Source organism: Bacillus sp. SIMBA_074, from assembly GCF_046534555.1.
Lineage (GTDB): Bacteria > Bacillota > Bacilli > Bacillales > Bacillaceae_G > Bacillus_A > Bacillus_A mycoides.
This window is the reverse complement of record NZ_JAWRYM010000749.1, coordinates 1-260: the sequence shown is the minus strand read 5'-3', so window position 1 is coordinate 260 and position 260 is coordinate 1. Positions and strand designations below refer to the sequence as shown.

Annotated in this window: 1 protein-coding gene; it reads left to right on the top strand. The window is 43.5% G+C overall.

The window, feature by feature from the left end; genetic code table 11:
* Nucleotides 1-260, top strand: a 260-nt coding sequence (locus SB773_RS32780) for an IclR family transcriptional regulator (protein ID WP_410594572.1), incomplete at both ends; no start/stop codon positions are given.

The following is a 260-nucleotide window of genomic DNA, read 5'->3' as shown; positions in this document are numbered from 1 at the left end:
ATCCAAAGAGATCGGGTTGAACAAAACATCGGTTTATCGCATGTTGTCTACCTTCGTTCGGCATGGCTATGTTGAGCAGGATGCAGAAACCGAGAAATATAAATTAGGCTATAAAGTATTGGAATTGAGCTCGGCTTTGCTCGACTCTATCGATTTGCGAACAGAGGCGAAGCCATTTTTAAAAGAGCTCGGGAATGTGACAAACGAAGTGATTCACCTCGTTGTGTATGATCGTGGCGAGGTCGTCTATATTGAAAAGC